The sequence below is a fragment of the Pseudomonas sp. PDM27 genome (assembly GCF_019219205.1).
Classification (GTDB): Bacteria; Pseudomonadota; Gammaproteobacteria; order Pseudomonadales; family Pseudomonadaceae; genus Aquipseudomonas; species Aquipseudomonas laurylsulfatiphila.
In genome coordinates, this window is sequence record NZ_JAHUWF010000005.1 from 390,733 (window position 1) to 416,570 (window position 25,838).

Below are 25,838 nucleotides of genomic sequence, written 5' to 3' on the forward strand. Positions count from 1 at the left end.
GGCGGGGTGTGAGCTGGAAAGTAGCGCTCATCTCAGCATTTTTATTGACTGATATACCGCTATCGCGAGCAAGCTCGCTCCCACAGGGACAGCGCAATACCTGTGGGAGCGAGCTTGCTCGCGATTGGGTGCGCAGCACCCACGGTCAGGATTTGACAGAAGGCTTGCGCAGCAAACTGAACGCCATCGCCGCCAGAAACACCACGCAGAGCAGCAACACCGCCCACAACCCGAATTTCTTCCAGTGGCTGTCGACCGGCGCAGACGTGGCGCCAGCCGACGGCTGCGTCGCCACCGCCCCGACATCCACCAGGGCACGGCCCAGGGTCGCCAGCTTCTGCGGGCTGTAATCCGGAATCAGCGTCGACAGCGGCAAGTTGGCTGCCTTCGCCGCGGCATTCCCCACCATCAGCGTGTATGGCCCTGGCCCACGTGCCAGAAACACCAGTTGCGTGGCGCGCATGGCAAACTTCAGCGTCGGCGCCTGATCACCCAGGCCGCCACCACGTTCGTCCACGGTCAGTTTCAATTGCTGGACGATTTGCCCAGACAACTGCAATTGGTTTTGCACCGCGTCCTGACCATTCTGCGTCAGGCGATAGAGCAAACCACTGCCCAACGGCTGCCATGGCAGGCTGCTGTCGCGCCGGCCGGCCAGGCTCACTGGCGCCAGGCTGTTGGGCTGGCTCAACTCGACCTGCACCCGCTCGACATTCAGCCCCATCGGCAACTGCCAGGTGTATTCACCCGCCTTCACGCTGCTGCCGGTCAACGCCTGGGACCAGACCAACGGCAGCGGCAGGCTGCGGGTACTGGCGCTTTGCAGTTGCGCCGAAGTCAGTGTCGGCGCCGAATGCGGAGTGATCCACAGCAACCGCAGGTAACGCGCCGACTGGCCCGGCAGGTTGACCTCATGCTGTTCGACCCGCTCGTCGGAAAAGGTCAAGCGCGCCACCTGCCCTTCGCCCCAGGACTGCCAATGCTGCAGATCATCGCTGGCTTCGACGGTGAAACGCTGGAAGCCGTCGCGTTCGCTGGTCCAGTCGAGAATCAATTGCTGCAATGGCGCCTTGATAGCGGACGCGTCCAGCAACCAGCCGCGCAACTCCTCCTCACCCGCCTCCAGCTGACTGGAGGGCTGCACCTCGACCAAGGTGCCGTTGGTGCTCGATTGCACCCGCACACTCGGCGCGGTTTCAGTGGCGTCCACCGAGTTGTACAGCGGAAACCATTTCACCTCGGTCAAGGTACGCGTTTCATTGCTCCGCGCCGCCTCCCGGGCCAAGGCATAAGCCTGAACTTCACCCACGGCGTTGAATACACGCACATCGCTCAAGTCAGCCTGCCGTGCATTCAGTTGTACGCTCAGGGGCAGTTCAAGGCGATACCAAGGTCCTTCGCCCGTTACCGACAAAGGCACTTGGGTGGTGAAGTCCGCCGGTTTTTCCTGGGCAACCGCCGACAACACCACACCCATGGCAACAATGCCCAGCCAACCCAGGTTCAGCTTCTGACTCAAGACGACACTCCTTGTGATTCCGGGACCGGCTTCCCGCTATCCGGCACGGCTTCGGCACGTTTGGGCGGTAGCGGAGCGAAATAACCCACCACCAGCAGCAACACGCCAACACCAATAAACGACACGATTCGCGCCAGCCCGCCGCGATTGCTCAATTCGACAAAAAACAGCTTGGCCACGACCACGCCAATCAAGGCCGCACCGATCAGCCAGACTTCGCGACGGCGACGCAAATGGCCGCCGATCATCAGGCTCAGGGCCATCAAGGTCCAGACAATGGACAGGCCGGCCTGTACTCGCATCGACTCCAGCAACAGATCCAGCTCGAACGGCACCGCGCTCCAATGGTGCATCGTGCGCATCACCAAGGCCGTAAAGAACACGAACAACGAGGCACCTGCGACCCCTTGCGTGGCAATGGCGGCGTACTCCTTGCGGACATCCAGTTGGGGCATGGCGCTGCGCGACCAGACATAGACGCCGAACAACGCAAACAACAGGCCCAGCTCCAGCGGGTTGATCAATGGCACGTAAGGCAGTGGCTCGGCGTTGCCCTCACTGGCGATATTTGCCAGCCAGAACCAGCCGAGCATCAGCAAGGCCAGCGGCGCAGCGGCGTACACGCGGTACTCCCGAGGATAGGCCGACACCGGCCAAGGCCATGCGCGAGGCGCTGCCATCAACACCAGATACAGGCTTGGCAGAATCGCCCAGCCCAACCAGCGCCAGGCGTTGTATTGCTCGGACAACACCAGCAAGGCGTAACGCAGTTCCAGCGCCAGCACGCCCATCAACAGCCAGCAGCCGAGCACATGGGCGACGCTCAGCACGGGCGCTGGCAGCATGGGCACCAGGCGTCGCAGGGACATGAAATGCACGACGAACACGGCGGCCCACGCCAGCCAGCCGAAGTTGGCCGCCGGGTGATAACGCGAGTGCCAGGCCGCGAGCAGCACCAGTGCCGCAGCGGGAATCAACACCGTGCCGAGTCCACCCAGTGACGGCCATTTCAGGCGCAGCGCCAATACCGTCCACAGCGCAACACTCACGGCAGCGATGCCCAACAACAAAGTCGCCTGCATCGACTGCGGCGCAAAATGCAGCACTTCGATGACCCAGGCCAGCGCCCACCAACCCGCGCCCCACACCAGCAACGCCTGGGACAAGCGCAACAGACTCAGCCCTTTGAACGCGGTGAGCGAATGACCGATCTGCAAACGCCAGGCCCCGACCATCGCGGCCAGCCCCAGCACCAGCGGCGCCCAGAACCCGCCATGGGCCAGGGGCTGCAGACCGTCACTGAACTGCGGCCCTGCCGTCAGGAACAGCGCGCCACCCAACAATTGCACAGCGAGCGCGGTGAACACGAACGTGCGCGACTGCAGGTGCATACCAACAAACAGCGTAAGCGCCCCGGCCAAGGCCCAACTGATCACCGTGCCGTGGCTGAAGAAAAACAAGGGTGCCAGCAAATAGAGAAACGCCAGCCCGAGACAAGCCAATACCGGCAGACCATTGAGCTCCCATGGCCTGATCTGCTGCGGCAAGGCTTTACGCAATTGGTAAAAGCTGAACAGCAACGCGATGCCCAGCAACAGCGCGCCCAGCGGTACACCACCGAGCAGGCTGCTCTCGCTGACGTGCAGCTCGCTGAGAAACGCCAGCGCCGCCCCCAATTGCAGCAGCAAGGCAAAGGCCCGGCCCAGTGGCCTTTGTTGGCGCAGACCGAGCCAGAAGATCCCCGCGCCTTCCACCGCCCATGCGGCCGTCGTCCAGCGCGCATCGAGCCCCAGCGGTATCGCCAGGCTGGCGAAGATCACGCCCAGGGCCAGGCAGGTTTCGCCCAACAACAGCGTACGCCCGACCATCAGCCAACGGGCAAGCCCCATGTAGATCATGCCCATTGCCAAAGCACTGAATGCAGCAGCGAATTCCAGATGCTGCACCAGCGCGAACTGCAAGCCGAAACCCGCCAGTGGCGGGCCGAACAGCAGCGTGCCGTCGACGTAGTCACCCTTGCGCGCAGACCAGCGCAGCAGTGCTTCGCGACTGTCGTCTGCGGGTGTATCGCCCATTTCCATCAATCTGCGCCGGGCGAACAGCAGACCAATGGCCACGTACATCAGGAAAAACAAAATCAGAAACGGCTCGGTGCTCCACAACAGCTCCGGCGAGTAGGAGCGCAGGCCCCAGGCGAATCCGATGCCGAAGGTGCCGGTGAAGCCGATGACATTCAACAGACGCCAGGCCTTGAACCAGGCGATGGCGAAGATGCCGGCGTTGAGCAGGGTAAAGTAGCTGAACAGCGCGACATGGCTGCCGGCGCCGGTGGAGGCCAGGAGGGGCGCGGCGAATCCGCCAAGGGCGGCCGCGGCGGCCAGCCCCAGGGAATCCTGGGCAATGGCGAGAATCGCCGAACAGACCGTCACCGCCACCAGCAAGCCAAACCCCGCCGAGGGATCGAGCAACGGATGCAGGCGCATCGCGGCAAACACCGTCAGGTACATCACGGCGATCCCGGCACCCTGGAGGATCAACGCGTAACTGCTGTTGCGGGCCCTCAACCACCAACCCAGCCCGAGCAGCCCCAGTGCTGTGGCAGCCACGCCTGCGTAGCGCAACTCAACCGGCACCACCACGCCTTCAGTGGCATAGCGCAGTAGAAAGGCCAGGCCGAGGAACAGCAGCACCACGCCGACGCGCAACACGGTATTGCCGCCGAACAACCAGGCGCGGGCGCGACTGATGGCACGATCGATGAGATTAGGGCCACGCGGGGAGCCAGGCGATTGTGCTTCGCGAGCGGTCGGTTCTGGCTTCCAGGCATCGGCGGCCGGACGCCTGATTTCGCTGGCCGCTGCCTGGATTGGCTCGAGTTCGGGCGGCAGTTCCCAGATCAATTCCGTGGCTGCGGCAGGGGCTTCATCAAGGAAGGTTTCAGGTGAGACAAGTGGTTCGCGGGTTTCCGGCGCCTTGCCGCCCGATGCTTCGAGCAGCGTCAGCCGTTGCTCGACCGCTTGCAGGGCTGCCTGCGCCTGCTCCAGCAAACGCCGCTGCTCGACGGCCTGCGAGTCCATGCGCGCCAAGCGAAGGGCCTGGCCGATACCCAATCCGAGTAATGCGCCCAGCAGCGCATCGCTGAATGACTCGTCGAGTATCCAGCCGAGCACCAGCCCTATCAGCATGAACATCCATTGCATGGTCGATATCCCTAAGCGCATTGGCCAATCCGGAAAGATTAGCTCAGCCGTATCCATAAAGATCGCAGCCTTTGGCAGCTCCTACAGGATGGGTGTAGGAACTGCCGAAGGCTGCGATCTTTTCCGGCGCGCCAGTATATCCACCTGCCTGAAGACTTACTCCAGCGCCTTCCAGATTTCCGTGGCGTACTCGCGAATGGTCCGGTCCGATGAGAACCAGCCCATCCGCGCCGTGTTCAACACCGCTGAACGCCACCACTCCTTCGAATCGTGCCAATGGGCTTCGACGCGCATCTGCGCATGCCAGTAGGAATCGAAGTCGGCGCAGACCAGGAAGCGGTCGTAATCCACCAGCGAATCGATCAACCCGGTGTAGCGGGACGGATCATCCGGCGAGAACACCCCCCCACGAATCGCTTGCAGCACATCGTTCAGGCGATGGGACGCGGCGATGTCCGGTACGGCGCTGAACTCATGGTTCTGCTTGCGCGCCTCCACCTGCTGCGCGCTGAGGCCGAAGATGAACATATGCTCGGCACCAATGCGGTCGCACATTTCCACGTTGGCCCCGTCCAGGGTGCCGATGGTCAGCGCGCCGTTCAGGCCGAACTTCATGTTGCTGGTGCCTGACGCTTCGAAGCCGGCGGTGGAGATTTGCTCGGACAAGTCCGCCGCCGGAATGATGCTCTCCGCCAGGCTGACGTTGTAGTTGGGCAGGAACACCACTTTGAGCAAGCCGCGCACGGTCGGGTCGTTGTTCACCACCCGGGCGATGTCATTGGTCAGTTTTATGATCAGTTTGGCCTGGTGATAACTCGCGGCAGCCTTGCCGGCGAATATCTTCACCCGTGGCACCCAGTCGATTTCAGGTTCGGCGCGGATTGCCTGGTACAACGCCACGGTGTGCATCAGGTTGAGCAACTGGCGTTTGTACTCATGGATGCGCTTGACCTGCACGTCGAACATCGCCGCCGGGTTGACCGCCACGCCCAACCGCTCATGAATCAGGTACGCCAGGGCTTTCTTGCTGTGCAGGCGTTGCTCGGCGAACGCTTTGCGGAACGCGCTTTTCTCGGCGAACGGCTCGAGGGCTAGCAGACGCTCTTCCGGGTTGTCCAGCACCTCGGGGCCCAGGGCATCGACCAGCATCGAGGTCAGCTCGGGGTTGGCCTGGTACAGCCAGCGGCGGAAGGTAATGCCATTGGTCTTGTTGTTGATTCGCTCCGGGTACAGCTTGTGCAGTTCGGAGAACACTGTCTTGCGCATCAGTTGCGTGTGCAAACCGGACACGCCGTTGACGCTGTGGGAGCCGAGAAACGCCAGGTTGCCCATGCGCACCCGACGACCGTTGTCTTCCTCGATCAGCGACACCGCGCGCAGCACGTCGAAGTCGTGGATGCCTTTGGCCCGCAGGGAGTCGATGTGATGGGCGTTGATCAGGTAAATGATCTGCATGTGCCGCGGCAACATGCGCTCCATCAAGCCGACCGGCCAGGTTTCCAGCGCTTCGGGCAACAAGGTGTGGTTGGTGTAGGAGAGCGTATCGACGGTGACCTGCCACGCCGCATCCCATGCCACGTCATAGACGTCGACCAGTTGCCGCATCAGTTCAGCCACGGCAATCGAGGGGTGCGTGTCGTTGAGCTGGATCGAGGCGTGATCGCCCAGAGTTAGAACCGAAGTGTGCATGTTGCGATGGCGGCGCAGCAGATCCTGCAACGAGGCGGCGACGAAGAAGTACTCCTGGCGCAAGCGCAACTCCTGGCCAGCCTCGGTGCTGTCCGCCGGGTACAGCACCCGGGAGATGCTTTCGGCCCGGGCCACTTCGGCCACGGCGCCCAGGTGGTCACCGGCGTTGAAACGCTCCAGGTGCAGATCTTCCATGGCCCGGGCGCGCCACAGGCGCAACGTGTTGACGCTCGCCCCGCGCCAGCCGACCACCGGCGTGTCGTAGGCAATCGCCCGCACGGTTTCCGCCGGGGACCAGACTTGCCGGGATTTGCCGGTGTCGTCGGTCAGGGTCTCGACACTGCCGCCGAAACCAATGGTATAGACCACTTCCGGCCGCTCGAACTCCCACGGGTTACCGAAATCCAGCCAGTGTTCGGTCTGCTCCTGCTGCCAGCCGTCGACAATCGCCTGGCGAAACAACCCGTGTTCATAGCGGATGCCGTAGCCATGACCGGCGATGCCGAGGGTCGACATGCTTTCCAGGAAACACGCCGCCAGACGCCCGAGGCCGCCGTTGCCCAAGGCCGCGTCGGGCTCCAGCAGACGGATGCGCTCAAGGTCGACGCCGAGTTCGGTCAGGGCTTCGCGCGCCACGTCGAGCAGGCCGAGGTTGCTCAGGCTGTCGAACAGCAGCCGGCCGATGAGGAATTCGAGGGAAAGGTAATAAACGCGCTTCTGGCCTTTGCGGTAGATCTGCCGCGTGTGGTCCATCCAGTGCTCGACCATGTGATCCCGCGCGGCCAGGGCAATGGCTTCGAACCAGTCATGGTCGAAGGCGTGATCCGGGTCTTTACCCACTGCATAAGTGAGTTTGGTCAAGACGGCGTCGCGGAATGCGGCCACCTCTGCTTCGCGAACAAGTGGTTCTTGAGTCATCGATAGGACCTCGAGCGAGCTTGGAGTTGTCTGAGCCTAGACGGTCTGACAGGCGGTACAGGCTCTGGTTCGGCAGTTTTTCCTGTAAGTGCGAATCGGGTCGGCAATACATTGTCGAGTACCTGATTCAATGCAGGGGCCGTGCCGGATTAGCGGTTTATTGGCCGGCAGTGAAAAAATCTGGCGAAAGGTTGTTCAAAAATCCACCAGTCCCGGTATGATCGCGCGCCCTGATGCACACGCTGGTAACAAACGATGATGAAGCCGAACCTGATCGCTGCCGCAGAGATCGACCGCCTCGATACCTGGGCCAAGTACTCTGCCCCGATGTGCGGCTCGTGCATGTCCAGCTGCTGCACCCTGCCTGTCGAGGTCAAGATCAAGGACCTGATCCGCATCGGCGTGGTCGATGAGTTCGAGCTGGGCGATCCGCCGAAGAACATCGCCAAACGCCTGCAAAAGGAAGGTCTGGTCGAGCGTTTCAACCAGAAGTCGGGAATCTTTACCCTCCAGCGCATGAGCAACAACGATTGCCTGTATCTGGATCGTAAGAGCCGTCTGTGCACTATTTATGATAAGCGCCCGGATACTTGCCGCAATCACCCGAAAATCGGCCCGCGGCCGGGGTATTGCGCGTACAAGCCGAAGGAAGTGGAGCGCGAGCGGAATTCGCGCAGTATCGAGCGGTTCTGATATTTCCTGAAACCAGTGGCGGTTGATCGGCCGCCATCGCGAGCAAGCTCGCTCCCACAGTGTTCGAGGTGAACCACAAATTGTGTGAACACCACAGAACCCCTGTGGGAGCGAGCTTGCTCGCGATGAGGCCGGCACAAACACCGCACAAACCGCAGACAAACAAAAACGCCCCCGGCCTTTCGACCGGGGGCGTTTTCGTTCAGCCGGGGCTAAATCTTATGCCTTGGCTTTCTTGGCAGCGCGGGTACGCTCGCTTTCGTCCAGGATCTTCTTGCGAAGACGGATGGACTTAGGCGTCACTTCACACAGCTCGTCGTCCTGGATGAATTCCAGAGCCTGTTCCAGGGTGAAGCGAACAGGTGGAACCAGAGCGATGGTTTCGTCTTTACCCGAAGCACGCATGTTGTCGAGCTTCTTGCCCTTGGTAGGGTTGACGCCCAGGTCGTTGTCACGGCTGTTCAGACCAACGATCTGACCGTTGTAGATTTCCTGACCGTGTTCTACGAACAGCTTGCCACGCGCCTGCAGGGTTTCCAGGGAGTAGGTCAGTGCCTTGCCGGTTTCAACCGAAACCAGAACGCCGTTCTGACGGCCGGACATGTCGCCGGACTTCATCACGTCGTAACGGTCGAAGATCGAGGTCAGGATGCCAGCGCCGTTGGTCAGGGTCAGGAACTGGTTACGGAAACCGATCAGACCACGAGCAGGGATGTTGTATTCCAGACGTACACGGCCCTTGCCATCCGGCACCATGTTGGTCAGGTCGCCCTTACGCAGGCCCATCTCTTCCATCACCTTGCCCTGGGATTCTTCCGGCAGGTCGATGGTGACGTTTTCGAACGGTTCGTGCTTCACGCCGTCAACCAGACGGATGATCACTTCCGGACGGCCTACAGCCATTTCGAAGCCTTCGCGACGCATGGTTTCGATCAGTACCGAGAGGTGCAGTTCGCCACGGCCGGAAACCTTGAACTTGTCAGCCGAGTCGCCTTCTTCAACGCGCAGTGCAACGTTGTACAGCAGCTCTTTGTCCAGACGTTCCTTGATGTTACGGGAAGTCACGAACTTGCCTTCTTTACCGCAGAATGGCGAGTCGTTTACCTGGAAGGTCATGGAAACGGTTGGCTCGTCGACGGTCAACGGCTTCATCGCTTCAACGGTGTCCGGGTGGCACAGGGTGTCGGAGATGAACAACGAGTCCATACCGCTGATGCACACGATGTCGCCTGCAGCAGCTTCTTCAACGTCTACACGGTGCAGACCGTGGTGACCCATCAGCTTCAGGATACGACCGTTACGCTTCTTGCCGTCGGCGCCGATAGCCACAACCGGGGTGTTCGGCTTGACGCGACCGCGAGCGATACGGCCAACGCCGATAACACCCAGGAAGCTGTTGTAGTCCAGTGCGGAGATCTGCATCTGGAACGGACCGTCACGGTCGACTTTCGGCGCCGGTACGTTGTCGACGATCGACTGGTACAGCGGGGTCATGTCTTCAGCCATTTCGGTGTGGTCCAGACCGGCAATACCGTTCAGGGCCGAGGCGTAGACGACTTTGAAGTCCAGCTGTTCTTCGGTGGCGCCCAGGTTGTCGAACAGGTCGAAGATCTGGTCCAGAACCCAGTCCGGACGCGCGCCTGGACGGTCAACCTTGTTGATGCACACGATTGGACGCAGGCCGGCTTCGAAAGCCTTCTTGGTCACGAAACGGGTTTGCGGCATAGGGCCGTCTTGAGCGTCAACCAGCAGCAGAACGGAGTCGACCATCGACATTACGCGTTCAACTTCGCCGCCGAAGTCGGCGTGGCCCGGGGTGTCCACGATGTTGATGTGGTAGCCGTTCCAGTTGATGGCGGTGTTTTTCGCCAGAATGGTAATACCGCGCTCTTTTTCCTGGTCGTTGGAGTCCATCACGCGCTCGTCGTTGAGCTCGTTGCGCTCCAGGGTGCCGGACTGACGCAGGAGTTTGTCTACCAGGGTGGTTTTACCATGGTCAACGTGGGCAATGATGGCGATGTTGCGTAGATTTTCGATCACTTGTGTATCTCGATCAGAGGATTCGGTGTGCTGACAAGTCTTGGCAGCGATTAACAGTAGCGTCCGTGAAAGCCGTTACAGCTTGACGGTGGCGTCGGGGGGCCGGTGACGCAGGCCACAGGCAAACAGCCCCGGGCACTTAGCTCGGTCGATAAACGCGCACATTGGCATGCCCCTCACTGAGCAAATGGTGGGCATGCAGGCGACTCATCACGCCTTTGTCGCAATACAGCAGGTACTGGCGAGTAGGGTCCAGTTCCTTGAAACGAGCGTTCACTGCATAAAACGGCATCGTTTGTACCTCGATGCCAGCGAGTTCCAGCGGGTCGTCTTCAGCGGCATCCGGGTGACGGATGTCGATGACGATCTGACCGGCCAGCGCTTCGCTGACTTCTTCAATCTGCAAGTCCTGGCCCAATTCGTCGATCACGCGATCGATCGGCACCAGCTTGGCGTTTTCGAGCGCACGCTCGAGCACCGCCATATCGAATTCTTTCTCTTCGTGCTCGACGCGATAGCGCTTGGCCGCGGTCTTCGGATTGACCGAAATGACCCCGCAGTACTCCGGCATGTGCCGGGCGAAATCGGCGGTGCCGATTTCGTTGGCCGTGTCGATGATGTCCTGCTTGTGCGCGACGATCAGTGGCCGCAAGACCAGCTTGTCGGTCACGCAATCGATCACCGACAGGTTCGGCAGCGTCTGGCTCGACACCTGGGAGATCGCCTCACCGGTGACCAGTGCGTCGATGTGCAGTCGATCGGCAATCCGGGAGGAAGCGCGCAACATCATACGCTTCAATACTACGCCCATATGACTGTTATCGACTTTGCCGAGAATTTCGCCCAGCACTTCCTCGAACGGCACACTGACAAATAGCACGCGTTGGGAGCTGCCGTACTTCTTCCAGATGAAATGCGCGACTTCCATGACGCCCAGTTCGTGGGCACGTCCGCCCAGGTTGAAGAAGCAGAAATGCGCCATCAGGCCGCGGCGCATGATCTGGTAGGCCGCCACGGTGGAGTCGAAGCCACCGGACATCAGCACCAGCGTCTGCTCCAGGGCGCCCAGCGGATATCCGCCGATGCCGTTGTGCTGGCTGTGGATCACGAACAACCGTTGGTCGCGAACTTCGATGCGGACTTCGATTTCAGGCTTTTTCAGGTCGATCCCGGCGGCACCGCACTGACGGCGCAACTGGCTGCCGACATATTTTTCGATGTCGATCGAGCTGAACGGGTGCTTGCCGGCACGCTTGCAGCGCACCGAGAAGATCTTGCCGGCCAGTGCATCGCCGTAGTGCTGCTTGCACTTCTCGACGATGTCGTCGAAATCGCCCAGCGGGTACTCGTCGATCTGCAGGAAGTGCGCGACGCCGGGCATGCAGCTCAGGCGCTCGCCCATCTCCTTCAGGGCCTTGGGGTCGCTGACGCGGGTTTCCAGCTCGAGGTTGTCCCACACGCCGTTCACCACCACAGCCGGGTCCAGATCGCGGAGCACGGCACGGATGTTCTTGGCCAATTGGCGGATGAAACGCATCCGTACCGGGCGGCTCTTGATGGTGATCTCGGGGAAGACTTTTACGATTAATTTCATGGAAACAGCGCGCGCAGGGCCTGCCGAAAAAGGGGGGCGCGGATTATAGCGGAAATTGCTCAAGGTTTAACCAGTTAATGTGCAGAAGGTTTTGCGCGCACCAAAACGGGTCATTTATTCATTTTGACGCCACATTACGGGGCGGTATTTTCGCCTTTAAAGCGCATTAATGGCTGATAAGCGTGTTTTTGGGGCAAAAAACCCATGCTGGGGCACTGGCATGCAATTTGCTCCCTTGTGAGGCAGGTTGCCTTGGCAGAGTATTCGCGCCGGCATCACCCACATTTAAGGGCATCCACTACTAGCCCGAAGCCACCCGGAGGACACTATGTCGAAGTCGGTTCAACTCATCAAAGATCATGACGTCAAATGGATTGATCTGCGCTTCACGGACACCAAAGGCACTCAGCACCACGTGACCATGCCGGCTCGCGATGCGCTGGATGACGACTTCTTCGAAGTCGGCAAAATGTTCGACGGTTCCTCCATCGCTGGCTGGAAAGGCATCGAAGCCTCCGACATGATCCTGATGCCGGACGACTCCACCGCCGTTCTGGATCCGTTCACCGAAGAGCCGACCCTGATCCTGGTCTGCGACATCATCGAGCCTTCGAGCATGCAAGGCTACGACCGCGACCCACGTGCGATCGCCAAGCGCGCCGAAGAGCACCTGAAAGCCACCGGTATCGGTGACACCGTATTCGCAGGTCCAGAGCCAGAGTTCTTCATCTTTGACCAGGTGAAGTTCAAGTCCGACATTTCCGGTTCCATGTTCAAGATCTACTCCGAACAAGGCTCCTGGATGTCCGACCAGGACATCGAAGGCGGCAACAAGGGCCACCGTCCAGGCGTCAAAGGCGGCTACTTCCCGGTTCCACCGTTCGACCACGACCACGAAATCCGTACCTCCATGTGCAACGCACTGGAAGAAATGGGCCTGACCGTCGAAGTTCACCACCACGAAGTGGCAACTGCCGGCCAGAACGAAATCGGCGTCAAGTTCAACACCCTGGTGAAGAAAGCCGACGAAACCCAAACCCTGAAGTACGTCGTGCACAACGTTGCCGATGCCTACGGCCGCACCGCGACCTTCATGCCTAAGCCTCTGTACGGCGACAACGGCTCGGGCATGCACGTGCACATGTCCATCTGGAAAGATGGCAAGAACACCTTCGCAGGCGAAGGCTATGCCGGCCTGTCCGACACCGCCCTGTACTTCATCGGCGGCATCATCAAGCACGGTAAGGCCCTGAACGGCTTCACCAACCCGGCAACCAACTCCTACAAGCGTCTGGTTCCAGGCTTCGAAGCGCCAGTGATGCTGGCCTACTCGGCTCGCAACCGTTCCGCTTCGATCCGCATTCCTTACGTGTCGAGCCCGAAAGCCCGCCGTATCGAAGCACGCTTCCCTGATCCGGCTGCCAACCCGTACCTGTGCTTCGCCGCACTGTTGATGGCTGGCCTGGACGGCATCCAGAACAAGATCCACCCTGGCGATGCGGCTGACAAAAACCTGTACGACCTGCCGCCTGAAGAGGCGAAAGAGATTCCACAAGTTTGCGGCAGCCTGAAAGAAGCCCTGGAAGAGCTGGACAAAGGTCGTGCGTTCCTGACCAAAGGCGGCGTTTTCAGCGACGACTTCATCGACGCTTACATCGCCCTGAAAAGCGAAGAAGAAATCAAGGTACGTACCTTCGTACACCCACTGGAATACGAGCTGTACTACAGCTGCTGATCCGGTAGCGCTGCGGCACGCGGCGTGACAAAAAAGAGGCCTCCTTCGGGAGGCCTTTTTTGTGCCGAAAGTCAAAAGATCGCAGCCTTCGGCAGCTCCTACAGGATGTACGCCAATCCCATGTAGGAGCTGCCGAAGGCTGCGATCTTTTGATCCTGTTTTACTTGGGACAACCACCTCCCCTGACCTATGCTGCAATCCAACGCTTTCGCTTCCGGTCGATTCCATGGGTCGTGGTTTTCTGTTCATCCTGCTGCTGATCGCCCTGCCCGCCATGGCGCAGATCTACAAATACACAGACGCCAACGGCGCCACTGCGTACAGCAATCAACCGCCTGACGGCACCAGCGCCCAACCGGTCCACTTGCCGCCCCTCAACAGCATTGAGCGCCAGCCTGGCGAAGCCGCGCCTGTTACTGAAGCCGCCCCGAATGAGCAGTCCCAAAAGCCCTATGAAGTGCTGGAGCTGACCGGCCTGCCCAATACCGAAGCACTGCGCGCCAACAATGGCACCTTCACGATAAACGTGCTGATCAAGCCGCGCCTGCAAGGCCCCCACCTGATGCGCCTGCTGCTGGACGGCCAGCCCTACGGCCAGCCAGTCAACGTGCCGATCCTGCAACTGGTGAACATCGATCGCGGCGAGCATCGCCTCGCCGTGCAGGTGATCGATGGCGATAACGTTGTGCAGCAGAGCCCCACCGCAACCGTCACCGTGCAACGAGTGCACACGCCTTGAAGGCCTGGCTACTGATCGCCTGCTTCATTGCGCTGCCCACGTCGGCGCAGGTTTTTACTTACCTTGACCCCCAAGGCAATCGGGTTTTCACCGACCAGCCCCAACCCGGCAACGCCACGCGTGTACCGCAGGTAAATAGCAATCGAATGGCGGCCAACCCCACCCGTGCAGCGCCGTCGAATGCAGAAGACAGTCCCGAAGTACAAGCGCCGTTCCACTATGACCTGTTGCGCATCCTGGTTCCGGAACCCGACGCGACCATCCGCAGCAACGCCGGTGAAGTCATCGTCAGCGTCACCAACGAACCTGCCCTGCAACCCGGTCATCGCTACCGGTTGCTGCTCGACGGCCAGCCCACCGCTGAACCCGGCCCGAGTCCGGTATTCCCGCTGAGCAACATCGATCGCGGCAGCCATACCCTGTCCGTGGAAATCATCGATGAACAGGGACGCATCATCGAACGCACCGCCAGCCAACCCTTCCATATGCAGCGCACGTCTCTCGCCCAGAAGCGCAAGATCAAACCCTGCACCCTCGATGACTACGGCCAGCGGCCGGAATGCCCGCTGAACGACAAACCCGCCGAAGAAAAAAATCCTTTCCTGCGACTTTTTTAACCTCATTCAGGTTTGCGCACTATATTGGTGCAACTGCTTGCACCGTACTCACATTCCAACCCATTTTGGTTCGAAATTACCCGTGAAAGCCGGCAGAACGCCACGCAAGCGAGCGTCAAACGCCTGTTTCAGGCCTTTGGCGCTTCTTTTCGGAGCCTTGGTTTACTTTTTGCAACTTCTAATTACCAACACTTGTTTCTTGCGCATGCTCCGCCCCAAAAGAGGTCCCGATGACCATTAGCGACGCACTCCACCGTTTGCTACTCGACAACCTCACCACCGCCACCATTCTGCTCGATGCCGAACTGCGCCTCGAGTACATGAACCCGGCGGCGGAGATGCTGCTGGCCATCAGCGGCCAACGCAGCCATGGACAGTTCATCAGCGAGTTGTTTACCGAATCGACCGAAGCGCTGAACTCTTTGCGCCAGGCTGTCGAACAGGCCCACCCGTTCACCAAGCGCGAAGCCATGCTGACCGCCCTGACCGGCCAGACCCTGACCGTCGACTACGCGGTAACGCCGATTCTGAGCAATGGCGACACGCTGCTGCTGCTTGAAGTCCACCCTCGCGACCGCTTGCTGCGGATCACCAAGGAAGAAGCACAGCTTTCCAAGCAGGAGACCAGCAAGATGCTGGTGCGCGGGCTCGCCCATGAAATCAAGAACCCTTTGGGCGGGATTCGTGGCGCGGCACAATTGCTGGCCCGGGAACTGCCGGAAGAAAGCCTGCGCGACTACACCAACGTCATCATCGAAGAAGCCGACCGCCTGCGTAACCTGGTCGATCGCATGCTCGGCTCCAACAAGCTGCCGTCACTGGCCCTGTGCAATGTCCACGAAGTGCTGGAGCGCGTCTGCCAACTGGTGGAAGCCGAAAGCCAGGGTTGCATCACGCTGGTGCGCGACTACGACCCAAGCATTCCCGACGTATTGATCGACCGCGAACAGATGATTCAGGCCGTACTGAACATCGTGCGCAACGCGATGCAGGCCATCAGCAGCCAGAACGAGCTGCGCCTGGGCCGAATCAGCCTGCGCAGCCGTACCATGCGCCAATTCACCATCGGCCATGTGCGCCATCGCCTGGTGACCAAGATCGAGATCATCGACAACGGTCCGGGCATCCCTGCGGAACTTCAGGAAACCATCTTCTTTCCCATGGTCAGCGGACGCCCGGACGGTACCGGGCTCGGCCTGGCCATTACCCAGAACATCATCAGCCAGCACCAGGGCCTGATCGAATGTGACAGCCACCCCGGCCACACCACCTTCTCGATCTTTCTGCCACTGGAACAAGGAGCCCCATCGACATGAGCCGTAGTGAAACCGTGTGGATCGTCGATGACGACCGTTCTATCCGTTGGGTCCTGGAAAAAGCCTTGCAACAGGAAGGCATGACCACGCAAAGCTTCGACAGCGCCGATGGCGTGATGAGCCGCCTGGCGCGCCAACAACCGGACGTGATCATTTCCGACATCCGCATGCCCGGCGCCAGCGGCCTGGACCTTCTGGCACGGATTCGCGAACAGCATCCACGGCTGCCGGTCATCATCATGACCGCTCACTCCGATCTGGACAGCGCTGTCGCGTCCTATCAGGGCGGCGCCTTCGAATACCTGCCCAAGCCGTTCGATGTCGACGAAGCGGTTTCCCTGGTCAAGCGCGCCAACCAGCACGCCCAGGAGCAGCAAGGCCTGGAAGTCGCCCCGACACTGACCCGCACCCCGGAAATCATCGGCGAGGCGCCGGCGATGCAGGAGGTGTTTCGCGCCATTGGTCGACTGAGCCACTCCAACATCACCGTGCTGATCAATGGCGAATCCGGTACCGGTAAAGAGCTGGTGGCCCACGCCCTGCACCGTCACAGCCCGCGCGCCGCTTCGCCGTTCATCGCGTTGAACATGGCGGCGATCCCCAAGGACCTGATGGAATCCGAACTGTTCGGCCACGAGAAAGGCGCGTTCACCGGCGCAGCCAACCTGCGTCGCGGGCGTTTTGAACAGGCGGACGGCGGCACGCTGTTCCTCGATGAAATCGGCGACATGCCCGCCGACACCCAGACCCGCTTGCTGCGAGTGCTGGCCGATGGCGAGTTCTACCGCGTCGGCGGCCATGTGCCGGTGAAGGTCGATGTGCGCATCATCGCTGCGACTCACCAGAACCTGGAAACCCTGGTGCATGCCGGGAAATTCCGCGAGGACTTGTTCCATCGCCTCAACGTGATCCGCATCCACATCCCGCGTTTGTCGGATCGTCGCGAAGACATCCCGACCCTGGCCAAGCACTTCCTCAGCCGCGCAGCCCAGGAGCTGGCAGTCGAGCCGAAGTTGCTGAAAAGCGAAACCGAGGAATACCTCAAGAACCTGCCGTGGCCGGGCAACGTGCGCCAACTGGAGAACACCTGCCGCTGGATCACGGTGATGGCTTCGGGTCGCGAAGTGCACATCGGCGACCTGCCGCCGGAGCTGCTGAGCCTGCCGCAGGATTCGGCACCGGTCACCAACTGGGAGCAAGCCCTGCGCCAATGGGCCGACCAGGCGCTGGCCCGTGGTCAATCGAGCCTGCTCGACAGCGCCGTGCCGGCCTTCGAGCGGATCATGATCGAGACCGCCCTCAAACACACCGCCGGCCGCCGCCGCGATGCCGCCGTTTTGCTGGGTTGGGGGCGTAACACCCTGACGCGCAAGATCAAGGAATTGGGGATGAAGGTGGATGGCGGGGATGATGATGAGGGGGATGAGGGTTAAACAGCCTTTAGTTATTCGCTGATCGTTAGGCCCAATCGCGAGCAAGCTCGCTCCCACAGTGGTTTTTCGGCGTTTTCACTATCGTGTAGACACCATTGAACCCTGTGGGAGCGAGCTTGCTCGCGATGCTTTTAGAGCCATCAATGCACCGACTGAATGCACCGTGAACCGCAATCGCGCACGAAAGCTAAATCGAAACACCGCCTCCATCTGCCGCAAAACTCACCCCCAAAAAACACCAAAGCCCCGAATTACGGGGCCTTGAGTATTACTTCAGAATTTTCTGTTACCACATATGAAAACCTGGCACGCCCCCTGCAATAACCCTTTCAGGTGATTCAGATCACCGACCCGGTTTCGGGGACCTTGGTACAGGCAGGCCGGGGATTCCCCTCTTTACACCGGGCTCACACCGCAGCCGCGATGAGCCCAGCCGTTTTGGGGCCCTTGATACAGGCAGGTCAGGGGTTCCTTCTTTACACCAGGCTCACACCGCACTCGCGACGAGCCTCCCGTTTCGGGAACCTTGGTACAGGCAGGCCGGGGATTCCCTCTTTTATTGCTCCCGGAGATGGATCTCCAGCCGCCAGCGGTCATCGACCTCGCTACCGGCCCACTCGCCCAGCAGCGGCCGGGCCGCCACCAGCGTCAGCAGCAACCCTCCATCGCTTGAACGTACCCGCCAGTTCACATCCTTGCCGCCAAGCTTGAGCTGGCCTTTCTGCGCCTGGCCCTCGGCGCCAAACAGCAGCGCGACACTGCCGTCGACGATTTCGCCATGGACCTTGGGTTCGTTGTTGAACCACACCACCAGCCCGTCGCCCGTCACCTCAACCTGCTGCAACTGACTCGGGTCTGGCGTGGTCAGTCGACCGATCATCAGGCCGATCATCATCCCGACGATCGCCAGCGAGCCCATCACCCGCAGGAATAGTTTCGAACGCACGCCTGCTTGCGGCGTAGAATGCGCGTCATCTTTACCTTCGGAGCCGTGCATGTTTCACGTCATCCTTTTCCAACCAGAAATTCCGCCGAATACCGGCAACGTTATCAGGCTGTGCGCCAACAGTGGCTGCCACCTGCATTTGATCGAGCCGCTGGGCTTCGAGATGGACGACAAGCGCCTGCGCCGCGCCGGCCTCGACTACCACGAGTATGCCACCTTGCAACGTCACGCCGACCTCCCCAGCTGCCTGGAAAGCCTCGGCCATCCACGGCTGTTCGCCTTCACCACCAAGGGCTCGCGGCCATTCCACGATGCCAGCTTCGCCCCTGGCGATGCGTTCCTGTTCGGCCCGGAAAGCCGGGGGTTGCCCGCCGAGGTGCTGGACGCCCTGCCCCCTGAGCAACGCCTGCGCCTGCCGATGCGCGAAGGCTGCCGCAGCCTGAACCTGTCGAATACCGTGGCGGTGGCCGTGTACGAAGCCTGGCGCCAGAACGACTTCAAGTAACACCACGACCCAATGTAGGAGCTGCCGAAGGCTGCGATCTTTTGATCTTGAAAAATCAAAGTCAAAAGATCGCAGCTTTCGGCAGCTCCTACAGGGGGCCGTGCATCCAGCGGTTTCGTTTGCTCCATGAAAAAAGCGCCTTCAAAGGCGCTTTTTTCATGGAGCAAACGAAGCTTTTACTGAACGGTCGGCGTCTCGCCGGCAGCCTGCATGCGTTGCAGCTCTTGCGCGTACAGCGCATCGAAGTTCACCGGGGCCAGCATCAGTGCCGGGAACGAACCGCGGGTCACCAGGCTGTCCAGGGTTTCGCGAGCGTACGGGAACAGGATGTTCGGGCAGAACGCACCCAGGGTGTGGCTCATCGAAGCATCGTCCAGGTTCTTGATCAGGAAGATACCGGCCTGTTGCACTTCAGCGATGAACGCCACTTCGTCACCGTTTTTCACGGTAACCGACAGGGTCAGCACTACTTCATGGAAGTCCGATTCCAGTGCCTTTTGACGGGTGTTCAGATCCAGGGCGACGCTCGGCTCCCACTGCTGGCGGAAGATCGCCGGGCTTTTCGGAGCTTCGAAGGACAGGTCACGCACATAAATGCGCTGCAAGGAGAATTGCGGTGCAGTTTCTTCTTCGGTCGCAGCAGTGTTCTGTTGGTCAGTCATCGCAGATCCTTCTTGATCCAGGGTTCTTTTAGGTTTGCTTGTTTGGGGTATTGCCGTCAGGCCCTGAGCAGCGCGTCGAGTTTGCCGGCGCGCTCCAGGGCGAACAAATCATCACAACCGCCCACGTGGGTGCTGCCGATCCAGATTTGCGGCACGGACGTACGTCCGGCCTTCTGGGCCATCGCAGCGCGCACCTGCGGCTTGCCATCGACCTTGATCTCTTCGAAGGCCACGCCTTTGTTCTCGAGCAGGTATTTGGCTCGCGAGCAGTAAGGGCAGTAATCGCTGGAATAGACGACGACGTTGCTCATATCACTTCACCAGCGGCAGATTGTCGGCTTTCCAGCTGGAGATACCGCCGGACAGCTTGGCGGCGGTGAAGCCGGATTTCATCAATTCGCGGGCGTGAGTGCCGGCGGTCTGGCCCATGGCATCGACCAGGATGATGGTCTTGGCCTTGTGCTTTTCCAGCTCGCCAACGCGGGCGATCAGTTTGTCCTGAGGAATGTTCAGCGCGCCGACAATGTGACCGGCGGCGAAATCCTTGGTTGGACGAATGTCGATCACCACGCCTGCGTCCTTGTTGACCAGGCCGGTCAGTTCGCCAGTGCTCAGGCTACGGCCGCCGCCCTGCATTTGATAGGCAATCAGCAACGCCAGCAGTACGACGAAGATACCGACGAGAATGTAGTGGTTAGTGGCGAATTGAATCAGGTTAGCAACCATCGAAGGAGGTTCCAGGGCGTTAAAATGTCGGCCAGTATACACAGCCACTATGGTGGGCCAAACCCCGTCCGGCGGTGACGCGGCCGGAACTTCGCTTTAAACTGCCACTCCCTTTTCCATTGCTCCTTTTTATCTCAGCCACGAGTGGATTCCATGACTACCACGCCTAAACCTTTGGTCCTGATGATTCTCGACGGCTTCGGTCACAGTGACAGCCCCGAATCCAACGCCATTTTCGCGGCGAAGAAGCCTGTACTGGACCGCCTGTGGGCCACCGTGCCGAACGGCCTGATCTCGGGCAGCGGCATGGACGTCGGTCTTCCGGATGGCCAGATGGGCAACTCCGAAGTCGGTCACATGAACCTCGGCGCCGGTCGCGTGGTGTATCAGGACTTCACTCGCGTCACCAAATCGATCCGCGACGGCGAGTTCTTCGAGAACCCGACCATCTGCGCGGCCGTGGACAAAGCCGTCGCCGCCGGCAAAGCCGTGCATTTCATGGGCCTGCTGTCCGATGGCGGCGTGCACAGCCACCAGGACCACCTGGTCGCCATGGCCGAACTGGCCTTCAAGCGCGGCGCTCAAAACATCTACCTGCACGCCTTCCTCGACGGCCGTGACACGCCGCCAAAAAGTGCGCAGTCCTCGATCGAACTGCTCGACGCCACTTTCCAGGCCCTGGGCAAAGGCCGAATCGCCAGCCTGATCGGCCGTTACTACGCCATGGACCGCGACAACCGTTGGGACCGTGTCTCCCAGGCCTACAACCTGATTGTCGATGGCCAGGGCGAATTCAACGCCGCCACCGCCCAGGAAGGCCTGGAAGCAGCCTACGAGCGCGGCGAGAGCGACGAATTCGTCAAGGCAACCTCCATCGGCGAGCCGGTAAAAGTCGAAGACGGCGATGCCGTGGTGTTCATGAATTTCCGCGCCGACCGCGCCCGCGAGCTGACTCGCGTGTTCGTCGAAGACAATTTCAGTGAGTTCGAGCGTACCCGCCAGCCGAAACTGGCCGGTTTCGTCATGCTGACCCAATACGCCGCCAGCATTCCTGCCCCGTCGGCTTTCGCTGCCGGCAGCCTGGAAAACGTGCTGGGCGACTACCTGGCGAAAAATGGCAAGACCCAGCTGCGCATCGCCGAAACCGAAAAATACGCCCACGTGACCTTCTTTTTCTCCGGCGGCCGCGAAGAACCGTTCCCGGGCGAAGAACGCATCCTGATTCCGTCGCCGAAAGTCGCCACCTATGACTTGCAACCGGAAATGAGTGCGCCGGAAGTCACCGACCGCATCGTCGACGCCATCGAAAACCAGCGCTACGACGTGATCGTGGTCAACTACGCCAACGGCGACATGGTCGGCCACAGCGGCGTGTTCGAAGCGGCGGTCAAGGCTGTTGAATGCCTTGACCTGTGCGTGGGCCGCATCGTCGATGCCCTGGAAAAAGTCGGCGGCGAAGCCTTGATCACCGCTGACCATGGCAACGTCGAGCAAATGTCCGATGCAACCACCGGCCAGGCGCACACTGCGCACACCACCGAGCCGGTGCCATTCATCTATGTCGGCAAGCGCGACCTGAAGGTCCGCGAAGGCGGCGTGCTGGCGGACGTGGCGCCGACCATGCTGAAGCTGTTGGGCCTTGAGCAACCGGCGGAAATGACCGGGACTTCGATTCTGGTGTAACCGGGATATCCCGAACACCGAAATACCCTGTGGGAGCGGGCTTGCTCGCGAAAGCGGAGTGTCAGTCGACATCAATGTTGCCAGACACACCGCTTTCGCGAGCAAGCCCGCTCCCACATTGGTTTTGGGGTGTTTTCAGGGGCAACTTCGCTCCAGTCATCACACAGTCAGAAATGGGCATTTTTTTTGCCGCCCATGGCGGGCATACTAGGCCGTCCCTTTCCCTGGTGCCGCCCGCCCCTATGCTTCGCGTCCTGATAGCCCTAGCTCTGACTTGCCTGCTCCAACCGGCCTTTGCTGACGAGCGCGCAAACACCCAACAACAGTTGGACGCCACGCGTCAGGACATTGCCGAGCTGAAGAAGCTGCTGGGCAAGTTGCAGGAAGAAAAGTCCGGCGTGCAGAAAGAGCTCAAGGGCACCGAAACTGAAATGGGCAAGCTCGAGAAGCAGGTCGATGCCCTGCAAAAAGAGCTGAAGAAAAGCGAAGCCGAGCTGCAGCGACTCGATGCGGAGAAAAAAAAACTCCAGAGCGCGCGCATTGAACAGCAACGACTGATCGCCATTCAGGCCCGGGCGGCCTACCAGAACGGTCGTCAGGAATACCTCAAGCTGCTGCTCAACCAGCAGAATCCGGAAAGATTCGCCCGCACCCTCACCTATTACGACTACCTGAGCCAGGCTCGCCTGGAGCAGCTGAAGAATTTCAACGAAACCCTGCGCCAACTGTCCAATGTCGAGAAAGACATCGCCATGCAGCAGGCGCAACTGCTGGTGCAGCAAAGCAGCCTCGACACCCAGCGTGACGAGCTCGAGAAAGTCCGCAAGGAGCGCCAGCAAGTCCTGGCCAAGCTCAATGACGACGTAAAGGCTCGCGATCAGAAACTGGCGGCGCGCGAGCAGGATCAGGCAGACCTGTCTAAAGTCCTTAAAACCATTGAAGAAACCTTGGCCCGCCAGGCCCGTGAGGCAGAAGAAGCGCGGCAAAAAGCGCTGATTGCCCAGCAGGAAGCCGAAAAAAAGCGTTTACGTGAGGCCCAGGCGCAGGCAGATGCCGGCGACGACGCCCCACGCAAACCGGTCAGATCGACACCTGGCGCACTGGTTTCCAGTTCCGGCGAGACCTTTGGTGGTCCGTTTGCGTCAACCCGCGGCAAACTTCCCTGGCCTGTCGATGGTCGACTGTTGGCGCGCTACGGTGAAAGCCGTGGCGACGATGCCCGGACCAAGTGGGATGGCGTGATGATCGGCGCGTCTGCCGGCAGCACCGTGCATGCGGTGCATGGAGGTCGTGTAGTGTTTGCCGACTGGCTGCGAGGCGCCGGATTGCTGGTGATCCTCGACCACGGCAACGGTTTTTTGAGTCTTTATGGACACAACCAGACGCTGCTCAAGTCTGCGGGTGATGTGGTTAAAGCCGGTGAGTCCATCTCCACTGTCGGCAACAGTGGCGGGCAGGACACGCCAGCGCTGTATTTTGCTATTCGTCAGCAGGGTCACCCGAGTGATCCGGCGCAATGGTGCCGCGCGCAAGGATAAGCGCGATACCTAATTCAGGAGTTTGTTAGACATGCTGCATTTGTCCCGCCTTACCTCGCTGGCCCTGACGATCGCCCTGGTGATCGGCGCGCCTCTGGCGTTTGCCGCTCAACCGGCCCCGGCGGTTGCGCCTGCGGGCACTGCTGCGACCACCAAGGCGCCACTGCCGCTGGATGAGTTGCGCACCTTTGCCGAGGTGATGGACCGGATCAAGGCCGCTTATGTCGAACCGGTGGATGACAAGACCCTGCTGGAAAACGCCATCAAGGGCATGCTCAGCAACCTCGACCCGCATTCGGCTTACCTCGGCCCTGAAGATTTCGCCGAGTTGCAGGAAAGCACCAGCGGCGAATTCGGCGGCCTGGGCATCGAAGTCGGCGCCGAAGACGGCTTCATCAAGGTAGTGTCGCCGATTGACGACACTCCTGCTTCCAAGGCCGGCATTCAGGCCGGCGACTTCATCGTCAAGATCAACGGCCAGCCCACCCGCGGCCAGAGCATGACCGAAGCCGTCGACAAGATGCGCGGCAAGATCGGCCAGAAAATCACCCTGACCCTGGTGCGCGACGGCGGCACGCCGTTCGACGTGACCCTGTCCCGCGCCGTCATCCAGGTGAAGAGCGTGAAGAGCCAGCTGCTGGAATCGGGCTACGGCTACATCCGCATCACCCAGTTCCAGGTCAAGACCGGTGAAGAGGTTTCCAAGGCGCTGGCCAAGCTGCGCAAGGAGAACGGCAAGAAGCTCAAGGGCATCATCCTCGATCTGCGCAACAACCCGGGTGGCGTGTTGCAGGCGGCGGTGGAAGTGGTCGACCACTTCATTACCAAGGGCCTGATCGTCTACACCAAGGGCCGCATCGCCAACTCCGAGCTGCGTTTCTCTGCCACCGGCAAGGACGAAAGCGAAGCCGTGCCAATGGTCGTGCTGATCAACGGCGGCAGCGCCTCGGCTTCGGAAATTGTCGCCGGCGCCCTGCAGGACCAGAAACGCGCCGTGGTGATGGGCACCAACAGTTTCGGCAAGGGCTCGGTACAAACCGTGCTGCCACTGAACAATGATCGTGCATTGAAGATCACCACGGCGCTGTATTACACGCCGAACGGCCGCTCCATCCAGGCCCAGGGCATCGTCCCGGACATCGAAGTGCGCAAGGCCAAGATCACCAGCGAGCAGGACAACGACTACTTCAAGGAAGCCGACTTGCAGGGTCACCTGGGCAACGGCAACGGCGGTGCGGACAAACCGACCGGCTCCAGCAAGGCCAAGCCGATGCCACAGGACGATGATTACCAGCTGGCCCAGGCCCTGAGCCTGCTCAAAGGGCTGAGCATCACGTCCGGCCGTTGAGGATGCGCCTGCGGTACATTCTCGGTCTGCTTTGCTGTCTGGCGGGTGTTGTTCACGCAACGCCCGCCTCGACTACCCCGCAAAAAGCCTACCTGACGCTGATCATCGATGACCTGGGGCAGAACCTGCCCCGGGATCGCCGCGTGTTGGCCCTGCCCGGCCCGGTGACCACGGCGATCATGCCCGACACACCTCACGCCACCGAATTCGCCCGCGAAGCCCATCGCGCCGGAAAAATCGTCATTCTGCACATGCCCATGGATCCGGCCACCGGACCGTTCGCCTGGCATCCCGAATTGCCTGTCGAAGAGCTGGAAAAGCGCCTGAACGCTGCGTTCAAAAGGGTCCCCTACACCAGCGGCATCAACAATCACATGGGCAGCCGCATGACCGCACAACCCGCGGCCATGGCCTGGTTGATGGCAGACTTGCAACGACGGCACAAATTCTTCGTCGACAGCCGCACCAGCGCCCAGACCGTGGCCGCGGCCGAAGCGCAGAAAATGGGTCTGGCCAGCGTTTCGCGGGATGTGTTTCTCGACGATGAACGGACCGAAGCCGCGATCTTCAGCCAGTTGCAGACAGCGATCAGCCTCGCGCGCAAGCAAGGTTCGGCGGTGATGATCGGGCATCCGTATCCACAGACGCTCGCGGTGCTGGAGCGGGAGTTGCCGAAGCTGAAGGCTCAGGGCATTGAGTGGATTGATGTCCGGCAGATGATCAGTGTGCGCGGTAATCGGGCGACTGCGGCGCATGGGAAGGATGGGGTGTACCGCTAGAGCTACACAGCGCCCCCTGTGGGAGCGAGCTTGAACTGGCCTAATGATTTTGGACACTTCAATCGGGCGCTATGATGGCGCCCAAATCTGAGGTGTTTGGCTATGCGTAAATCTTATTCCAGTGAGTTCAAACTCAAGGCCGCCAGCATGGTGCTGGA

Annotated in this window: 20 protein-coding genes; 11 read left to right on the plus strand and 9 right to left on the minus strand. The window is 60.4% G+C overall.

Annotated features, from left to right (window positions below; genetic code table 11):
• Positions 1–145 precede the first annotated feature (145 nt).
• The 3 genes from KW838_RS13925 to KW838_RS13935 all read right to left on the minus strand — a co-directional run bounded on the left by KW838_RS13925 (position 146) and on the right by KW838_RS13935 (position 7,326).
• Entirely contained in the window at positions 146–1,519 is a 1,374-nt protein-coding gene (locus tag KW838_RS13925; RefSeq protein WP_218501351.1) for a DUF3999 domain-containing protein, read from the minus strand.
• Positions 1,516–4,719 carry a DUF2339 domain-containing protein gene (locus KW838_RS13930; protein ID WP_218501352.1) on the minus strand — a complete coding sequence of 1,068 codons (3,204 nt, stop codon included), beginning with the start codon at positions 4,717–4,719 and terminating at the stop codon, positions 1,516–1,518. Before KW838_RS13930 ends, KW838_RS13925 begins: the two co-directional genes overlap by 4 nt.
• A gap of 156 nt (positions 4,720–4,875) precedes the next feature.
• Positions 4,876–7,326 (minus strand): glycogen/starch/alpha-glucan phosphorylase, encoded by a 2,451-nt coding sequence (locus KW838_RS13935; RefSeq protein ID WP_102702598.1) that lies wholly within the window; start codon positions 7,324–7,326, stop codon positions 4,876–4,878.
• Positions 7,327–7,581: 255 nt separating this feature from the next.
• Between KW838_RS13935 and KW838_RS13940 the strand changes: the two genes are divergently transcribed.
• Positions 7,582–8,019: a YkgJ family cysteine cluster protein gene (locus KW838_RS13940; protein ID WP_007970630.1), complete on the plus strand. Its 438-nt coding sequence runs from the start codon at positions 7,582–7,584 to the stop codon at positions 8,017–8,019.
• A 219-nt stretch (positions 8,020–8,238) separates the two neighbouring features.
• On the opposite strand, the gene typA is transcribed toward KW838_RS13940, so the two are convergent.
• Both typA and thiI read right to left on the minus strand, forming a co-directional pair.
• Positions 8,239–10,059, minus strand: coding sequence for a translational GTPase TypA (gene typA / locus KW838_RS13945; protein WP_007970631.1), 1,821 nt, complete (start codon positions 10,057–10,059; stop codon positions 8,239–8,241).
• Between the two features lie 139 nt (positions 10,060–10,198).
• Entirely contained in the window at positions 10,199–11,653 is a 1,455-nt protein-coding gene (gene thiI, locus KW838_RS13950; RefSeq protein WP_104451145.1) for a tRNA uracil 4-sulfurtransferase ThiI, read from the minus strand.
• Between the two features lie 328 nt (positions 11,654–11,981).
• Between thiI and glnA the strand changes: the two genes are divergently transcribed.
• The 5 genes from glnA to ntrC all read left to right on the plus strand — a co-directional run bounded on the left by glnA (position 11,982) and on the right by ntrC (position 17,493).
• Positions 11,982–13,388, plus strand: a complete 1,407-nt coding sequence (gene glnA / locus KW838_RS13955; RefSeq protein ID WP_007970634.1) for a glutamate--ammonia ligase — start codon at positions 11,982–11,984, stop codon at positions 13,386–13,388.
• A gap of 226 nt (positions 13,389–13,614) precedes the next feature.
• Positions 13,615–14,127 carry a DUF4124 domain-containing protein gene (locus KW838_RS13960; RefSeq protein WP_218501353.1) on the plus strand — a complete coding sequence of 171 codons (513 nt, stop codon included), beginning with the start codon at positions 13,615–13,617 and terminating at the stop codon, positions 14,125–14,127.
• The gene (locus KW838_RS13965) at positions 14,124–14,744 is read left to right on the plus strand and encodes a DUF4124 domain-containing protein (RefSeq protein ID WP_218501354.1); all 621 of its coding nucleotides are present in this window, start codon (positions 14,124–14,126) and stop codon (positions 14,742–14,744) included. Before KW838_RS13960 ends, KW838_RS13965 begins: the two co-directional genes overlap by 4 nt.
• 230 nt (positions 14,745–14,974) lie before the next feature.
• Positions 14,975–16,060, plus strand: coding sequence for a nitrogen regulation protein NR(II) (gene glnL / locus KW838_RS13970; protein WP_218501355.1), 1,086 nt, complete (start codon positions 14,975–14,977; stop codon positions 16,058–16,060).
• Complete coding sequence (gene ntrC / locus KW838_RS13975) at positions 16,057–17,493, plus strand: nitrogen regulation protein NR(I) (RefSeq protein ID WP_056852210.1); 1,437 nt, start codon at positions 16,057–16,059, stop codon at positions 17,491–17,493. Before glnL ends, ntrC begins: the two co-directional genes overlap by 4 nt.
• Before the next feature lie 556 nt (positions 17,494–18,049).
• Here ntrC and KW838_RS13980 read toward each other — a convergent pair.
• On the minus strand, positions 18,050–18,490 hold the full coding sequence (locus KW838_RS13980; protein ID WP_102700278.1) for a hypothetical protein: 441 nt from the start codon (positions 18,488–18,490) through the stop codon (positions 18,050–18,052).
• On the opposite strand from KW838_RS13980, the gene KW838_RS13985 reads away from it, so the two are divergent.
• A complete protein-coding gene (locus KW838_RS13985; RefSeq protein ID WP_102700277.1) occupies positions 18,489–18,944 on the plus strand; it encodes a tRNA (cytidine(34)-2'-O)-methyltransferase in 456 nt (151 codons plus the stop codon). The genes KW838_RS13980 and KW838_RS13985 overlap by 2 nt on opposite strands.
• A gap of 176 nt (positions 18,945–19,120) precedes the next feature.
• On the opposite strand, the gene secB is transcribed toward KW838_RS13985, so the two are convergent.
• From secB to KW838_RS14000, 3 genes are read right to left on the minus strand one after another with little or no spacing between them, the layout of a single operon-like run.
• Positions 19,121–19,606, minus strand: coding sequence for a protein-export chaperone SecB (gene secB, locus KW838_RS13990; RefSeq protein ID WP_060544061.1), 486 nt, complete (start codon positions 19,604–19,606; stop codon positions 19,121–19,123).
• A gap of 56 nt (positions 19,607–19,662) precedes the next feature.
• The gene (grxC, locus tag KW838_RS13995; RefSeq protein ID WP_007972741.1) at positions 19,663–19,917 is read right to left on the minus strand and encodes a glutaredoxin 3; all 255 of its coding nucleotides are present in this window, start codon (positions 19,915–19,917) and stop codon (positions 19,663–19,665) included.
• Between the two features lies 1 nt (position 19,918).
• Positions 19,919–20,332 carry a rhodanese-like domain-containing protein gene (locus tag KW838_RS14000; protein ID WP_015093082.1) on the minus strand — a complete coding sequence of 138 codons (414 nt, stop codon included), beginning with the start codon at positions 20,330–20,332 and terminating at the stop codon, positions 19,919–19,921.
• A gap of 153 nt (positions 20,333–20,485) precedes the next feature.
• Between KW838_RS14000 and gpmI the strand changes: the two genes are divergently transcribed.
• From gpmI to KW838_RS14020, 4 genes are all read left to right on the plus strand, one after another.
• Positions 20,486–22,015, plus strand: a complete 1,530-nt coding sequence (gene gpmI, locus KW838_RS14005) for a 2,3-bisphosphoglycerate-independent phosphoglycerate mutase (RefSeq protein ID WP_218501356.1) — start codon at positions 20,486–20,488, stop codon at positions 22,013–22,015.
• 242 nt (positions 22,016–22,257) lie between these two features.
• Positions 22,258–23,553 (plus strand): murein hydrolase activator EnvC, encoded by a 1,296-nt coding sequence (locus KW838_RS14010; RefSeq protein ID WP_102700275.1) that lies wholly within the window; start codon positions 22,258–22,260, stop codon positions 23,551–23,553.
• A 31-nt stretch (positions 23,554–23,584) separates the two neighbouring features.
• Complete coding sequence (locus tag KW838_RS14015) at positions 23,585–24,901, plus strand: S41 family peptidase (protein ID WP_102700274.1); 1,317 nt, start codon at positions 23,585–23,587, stop codon at positions 24,899–24,901.
• 2 nt (positions 24,902–24,903) lie between these two features.
• On the plus strand, positions 24,904–25,680 hold the full coding sequence (locus KW838_RS14020; RefSeq protein ID WP_218501357.1) for a divergent polysaccharide deacetylase family protein: 777 nt from the start codon (positions 24,904–24,906) through the stop codon (positions 25,678–25,680).
• Positions 25,681–25,838 lie beyond the last annotated feature (158 nt).